General features: G+C 60.0%; 5 protein-coding genes and 1 pseudogene. 3 read left to right on the forward strand and 3 right to left on the reverse strand.

Going from position 1 to position 5434, the window contains the following annotated elements; all coding sequences use genetic code 11:
• Positions 1-167 precede the first annotated feature (167 nt).
• The 3 genes and pseudogenes from G524_RS15910 to G524_RS16900 all read right to left on the reverse strand — a co-directional run.
• Positions 168-575 (reverse strand): annotated as a pseudogene (locus G524_RS15910) (IS5 family transposase); the annotation flags it as partial.
• Between the two features lie 45 nt (positions 576-620).
• Positions 621-854 carry a transposase gene (locus tag G524_RS15915; RefSeq protein ID WP_036857925.1) on the reverse strand — a complete coding sequence of 78 codons (234 nt, stop codon included), beginning with the start codon at positions 852-854 and terminating at the stop codon, positions 621-623.
• A 111-nt stretch (positions 855-965) separates the two neighbouring features.
• Complete coding sequence (locus G524_RS16900) at positions 966-1490, reverse strand: hypothetical protein (protein WP_156894089.1); 525 nt, start codon at positions 1488-1490, stop codon at positions 966-968.
• A gap of 118 nt (positions 1491-1608) precedes the next feature.
• On the opposite strand from G524_RS16900, the gene G524_RS0112020 reads away from it, so the two are divergent.
• The 3 genes from G524_RS0112020 to G524_RS15920 are packed head-to-tail and all read left to right on the forward strand — an operon-like array spanning position 1609 to position 5358.
• The gene (locus tag G524_RS0112020) at positions 1609-2520 is read left to right on the forward strand and encodes an IS1595 family transposase (RefSeq protein ID WP_036857928.1); all 912 of its coding nucleotides are present in this window, start codon (positions 1609-1611) and stop codon (positions 2518-2520) included.
• Positions 2520-4940 carry an HsdM family class I SAM-dependent methyltransferase gene (locus tag G524_RS0112025; RefSeq protein ID WP_036857926.1) on the forward strand — a complete coding sequence of 807 codons (2421 nt, stop codon included), beginning with the start codon at positions 2520-2522 and terminating at the stop codon, positions 4938-4940. Before G524_RS0112020 ends, G524_RS0112025 begins: the two co-directional genes overlap by 1 nt.
• Positions 4941-4953: 13 nt before the next feature.
• Positions 4954-5358, forward strand: coding sequence for a type II toxin-antitoxin system RelE family toxin (locus tag G524_RS15920; RefSeq protein WP_169447850.1), 405 nt, complete (start codon positions 4954-4956; stop codon positions 5356-5358).
• Positions 5359-5434: the final 76 nt, after the last annotated feature.

A 5434-nucleotide genomic window follows, 5' to 3' on the forward strand; every position in this document is an offset into this window, starting at 1 on the left:
CCACGCGATACGACAAACGCGCCGACAACTTCCTCGCCGCTGCCAAACTCTTCTCAACTCGCCTATGGATCGCAGCTAATGAGTCCACGGCTTAATGTTCAACCGCCCGCCCACACACGAAATTCCTGACAGTCCCGACTGCCCCCGGCAGTCTCGTCGCCTGCGCTCTTGCCAGCATCATAGCCGCGCGGCCCGCCGCTTTCGGTAGTCTTGACGCTCTGACTGTCGATGATGGCTGCGCTGGGTGAGGCCTTCCTTCCGGCTCGCTCGCGGTCGCGCGCGACCAGCGCATGGTTGATCCGCTCGAACAGGCATTCGTCACGAAACCGGGCAAACCAGCGGTAGACCGTCTGCCACGGCGAGAAGTCCTTGGGCAGCAACCGCCACGCAATCCCGCCGCGCAGCACATAGAAGATTGCGTTCATGATTTCGCGCATCGGCCATTGCCGTCGCCGCCCCGTCGTGCGCGCCTCAGGGACAAATGCCGCGATCAACGCCCACTCGGCATCGCTCAAATCGGTCTGGTAACGCTTCGAAACCCCCGTATGCTGCGCGCGGGTGGCTGGGGTCCACATCAAGATCTCCGGGTTGTCTGCAAAACCCCCGGAAACACAGGAACCTCAGTCACTCAACCCCTTTCGAAACAGGCTCTGAACCACCAGCACCTTGAACATCGCCACGGGGTCGAACGCCGGGCGACCACCCTTGGCGCCGTCGCCATAGCCGAGACCGCGGACCAAAAGCGGCCGGAAACGCTCGAACTCTACCGTGCCCGCCAACACCTCCAGCGGGTCACCATCCTTGCTCAGCCGCTCCAAGTGCTCCGCCAGCGAAAACAGGCTGCGTGGGTGCATCGAAACTCTCCGTCCAATGCGCCGAGTCAATCAGATCATGGCCTCAAAGGCGAGGGGTTTTTGCGGGTGTCCAGGTGCACATTGGTGTGCGAAGCCTGTTCACGAGCAATTTCAATGGCAGCTCCAATCAAAAGCAAAACTAATAGACCCATCTGCTTCAAAACTATAGAAGATCTGGGCATTACCACAGTCACCCCATATATATGGCCCTTGACTGTCAAGAGCGAGCAAGCACGAAGGCATATCGACAGGATCGTATTGTACAGGGGCACAGATTCCAAAAAAGTGCGGTGTCGGCGTTGGAGATATAGAGGGAATAAAATTAAGAAATTCATTAATCGGCGCAGCCCTATCATCCTCTATATTGTGCGCTAAATGCATTAACGTGTCAACCAAACGAGGATGCCAAGTTATTGTCGGCAAACCAATTTCTGCCATAATAACCGACTTTCCGCCGTTCTTTCTATCGAGCCATGAGTATTCATCTCCAGCAAAGAAGGATTTGTTTTTAAAATATCTCCTATTTATTTCTTTTGGAACAGGGGAAAGCATTTCAAGGATGAATTCATCTTTCGGTATCACTCTAAATTCGGGGTGCACTGATGCAAAATCACGAGCATCAAGCCAGAGCTGCAAGATGCCCTCCCCGAGATTGACGTCCGCTAATTTTGGCGATTATGCACTTGACGACACCAATCGGATGGCGTAATCGAGATGCATGTCCAGCGACGCCGACCTGACCCTCGTTTCGATCATGAGCCGGTTCTCCACGGAGGAAGCGGCTCGTGCCTATTTCGAGCGCATGCGTTGGCCGAATGGCCCCGTGTGCCCGCACTGCGGAAGCTCGGATAAGATTTACGCTCGCACTCCAAACGCTAAGACCCGGACGCGGCCGGGCCTGTATAAGTGCGGCGAGTGCAAAGACACCTTCACCGTGAAGGTGGGCACCGTCATGGAAGACAGCAAAATGCCGCTGAACAAGTGGCTGATCGCGTTCTACATGATGTGCGCAAGCAAGACGCAGGTTTCCGCGCTACAGCTTCAGCGGCAGCTTGAGCTTGGCTCGTATCACACCGCCCTGTTCCTGTGCCACCGCATCCGTTTTGCCCTGAAGGATATCAGCCCCATTGGCCAGCTCGGCGGCGAGGTCGAAGCCGACGAGACTTACATCGGCGGTAAGACCAAGGGCAAAGGGCGCGGTTACACGGGCAACAAGATGTGCGTCGTTTCGCTGGTCCAGCGCGGCGGCAATGTCCGCTCGACGGTAGCGGAGCGCGTCAACAGCAAGACGATCTCGGCGCTGCTCAAGCGGCATGTTGCCGAGGAAGCGCACCTGAATACCGACGAAAGCCCGCTCTACACGAAGGCAGGCAAAGGCTTCGCCTCGCACGCGCGAGTGAACCATTCCGCCGAGGAATACGGCTATTACGACTACCGCACAAAGCGCACGGTCACCACCAACACGGTCGAAGGCTTCTTCGGCAACAGCAAGCGGAGCCTCGACGGCACGCACCATCAAATCAGCCGCCAGCACTTGCATCTCTATACGGCGGAACTCGACTTCAAATACAACACGCGGAAGTCGACGGACGGTGAACGCACCGCCGAAGGCATCCGGCGCATTGAGGGGAAGCGCCTGATGTATAAGCCGAAGGTAGCGGGCTGATGGCCCGTGCTCGCGTATCCGAGGTCCGGGCCGAGCTTCTCCTAACCGAGCTTCTCCAAGCGCAGGGCTGGGATTGTCGGCGGCCGCCAAACGGCGAGATGCTTCGGCAGCACGAATACAAAGACCACGGCCATCTGCGCGACGTGTTCCTGCACAAGAGCAAGGTGACCATGATCGGTCACGGCTTGCCTGAAGCGGTGCTAGTGGACCGCCAATCGCTTCAACCGGTGCTCGTCATTGAGGCGAAGGCTTCTGCCGCCGATCTCGACAAGGCGGTGCACGAGGCAACGGACATCTACGGCACCGCGTGTATCGAGGCGGGCTATTCCCCGCTGGCGGTGGCGATCGCCGGGACCAGTGAAGACGATTTCAAGGTCCGAGTCTTCAAGTGGAACGGCTCCGCATGGAAGCCGATCACCTACGAAGGCAACCCGATCAGCTGGATTCCCAACCGGGAAGATGCGGAGCGCCTTCGCGTCCCCTCAACTACGGCAGAGCTGCGACCATCCGTTCCCAGCCCCGAAGTGCTCGCGTCGTTTGCCGACGAGATCGACCGGCTGCTGCGCGAGTCCAACGTCAACGACCGGGCGCGTCCGTCCGTTGTCGGCGCTTGCATGCTGGCGCTGTGGCAGTCGAAGGGCGGCATCCGCAAAGATCCACAGAACATCTTGGCCGACATCAACCGTGCATGCGAACAGGCGTTCTGGAACGCGGGCAAGCCGGTGCTCGCTAAGAGCCTCCATGTGGACGAGGCGAACGAGAAGCTGGCGATCAAGGCTCGCCGCATAATCAGCATTCTGGAGCGCCTGAATGTCTCGGTCCTGACCGCCGAGCACGACTACCTTGGCCAGCTTTACGAGACGTTCTTCCGGTATGCTGGCGGGAACACCATCGGCCAGTATTTCACGCCGCGCCATGTGGCGAATTTCTGCGCCGACCTGCTCGCCGTATCGCGCGAAGATGTGGTGCTAGACCCGACCTGCGGAACTGGCGGGTTCCTGATTGCCGCCATGGAGCGGATCGGTCGCGAGCATCAGATTTCGCGCGCCGAGATGGTGAAGCTCGTCAAGACCCGGCTCATTGGCTTCGACGACGAGCCGATCACCGCCGCACTGTGCGTTGCGAACATGATCTTGCGCGGCGACGGGTCGTCTAGCGTTCACCGCGGCGACGCCTTCACTGCTCCTGAATTTCCGCTCGGCACCGCAAGCGTGGTGCTGATGAACCCGCCATACCCCCACAAGAAAACGGACGCGCCGAGCGAGGCTTTCGTCGAGCGGGCGCTTGAGGGCTTGGCACAGGGCGGGCGGCTCGCCGCAGTCATTCCGCAATCCCTGCTCGTCAAAGGTCCGAAGGCGGCGTGGCGGAAAGGCATCCTCGCCAAACATACGCTCGAAGCCGTCATTCAGATGCCCGACGAGCTGTTCGAGCCTTACGCGAGCGCCACAACGGCAGTTATCTACGTCCGCAAGGGCGTCCCCCACCCCAAGGGCAAGCCGGTGTTCTTCGCGCGGGTGGCGAACGACGGGTTTCGGCTCAAGAAGGGCGTTCGTATCGCCGTGGAGGGGACCGAGCTTCCCAAGGCGCTGGAACATTTTCTCGCGCACACAACCGAGCCCGGCTTCTCTGGCTGGTCGGTGCTAGACGACGAAACCAGCTTCGCGCCCGGCGCTTACATTCCAGCTCGCGAGATGTCCGAGGAAGAGACTGACGGCGCGGTGCGCGAGGTCATCCGCGCCCGCTCTGCCTTCGTCGCCTATCACGCGTCCGATCTCGTCACCCTCAATACGGACAACCCGCTTCCGCCCCGGCAGCTCCGCAAGGTGCGCCCGTTGCGGGCAACGAAGGCGGGCACGGTCGGCGAGTATTTCGACATCATCTACGGCCAGAAGGCGCTACACAGCAAAGACCACCTGTCGGCGGGCCGTTCGCTGGTGATCTCGTCCAGCGGCATGGACAACGGCTGCTATGGCTTCTTCGACTTCGACGCAATCATGGAGCCCGCCTTCGTGACGGTGCCGAGCACCGGCTCAATCGCCATTGCACACGTTCAGGAGTGGCCGTGCGGCGTCACAGACGACTGCCTTCTCTTGCTCCCTAAGCCCGGCGTCCGGCACGCAATGCTGTATGTCGCAGCGGCGGTAATCCGCAGCGAGCGTTGGCGCTTCAGCTATGGAAGGAAGGCGACGCCGGAGCGTATCGGCCATTTCCCACTGCCTCACACCGACGAGCTGCTGGACCGCATCGACGACTATCTTGAGCGGGCGGCGCGAGTCGAAGACCAGATGCTCGCAAACGCCGAAGACGCGCTCGATAGCCATGTTGCGCGAACGCGGCTTGCCCAGGTGGGTGCAGGTGCGATCCGGCTTGTGTCCGGCTCGGCACTCGACGGGCGACTAGCGGCGCTTATGGACGACTGACGGCGTGCCGTTCGTGGGCTTCGCCTTCACCGACGCGGCGCTGGATTTTCTTGAAACCCTGCCTCCCAAAATCCGGCGGCAGGTCATCAAGAAGGCTAGGGCGCTGCACACCAACCCGCATCCGCAGGGTGCGAAAAAGCTCAAGGACGTGGAGACACTGGAGGGCGATCCGGTGTATCGTGAGAGGTCCGGCGACTACCGCATTCTCTACATCGTGCGGGAGAAGCCTGCCGAGGTGATTATCCTCGATATTGATCACCGGAAGGACGTGTATCGCATGCCTAAAACGAAGACCGAAACGGCTGACGAGATGCGGATGAAGGAGTCCGATTTCGACGCGATGATGAGCAAGGCACTCGGTGTTCCCGCTCCCCTTGGCGAGGTGACGAACGACAAGCCTAAGCCGTGGACTCATTAGCTGCGATCCATAGGCGAGTTGAGAAGAGTTTGGCAGCGGCGAGGAAGTTGTCGGCGCGTTTGTCGTATCGCGTGGC

The sequence above is a fragment of the Erythrobacter cryptus DSM 12079 genome (genome assembly GCF_000422985.1).
Classification (GTDB): Bacteria; Pseudomonadota; Alphaproteobacteria; order Sphingomonadales; family Sphingomonadaceae; genus Erythrobacter; species Erythrobacter cryptus.

Bases quoted from the DNA above. Each gene is read 5' to 3' on its own strand.
- G524_RS15915 (WP_036857925.1), bottom strand. From the start codon at position 854: ATGCACCCACGCAGCCTGTTTTCGCTGGCGGAGCACTTGGAGCGGCTG.
- G524_RS0112025 (WP_036857926.1), top strand. From the start codon at position 2,520: ATGGCCCGTGCTCGCGTATCCGAGGTCCGGGCCGAGCTTCTCCTAACC.
- G524_RS0112020 (WP_036857928.1), top strand. From the start codon at position 1,609: ATGAGCCGGTTCTCCACGGAGGAAGCGGCTCGTGCCTATTTCGAGCGC.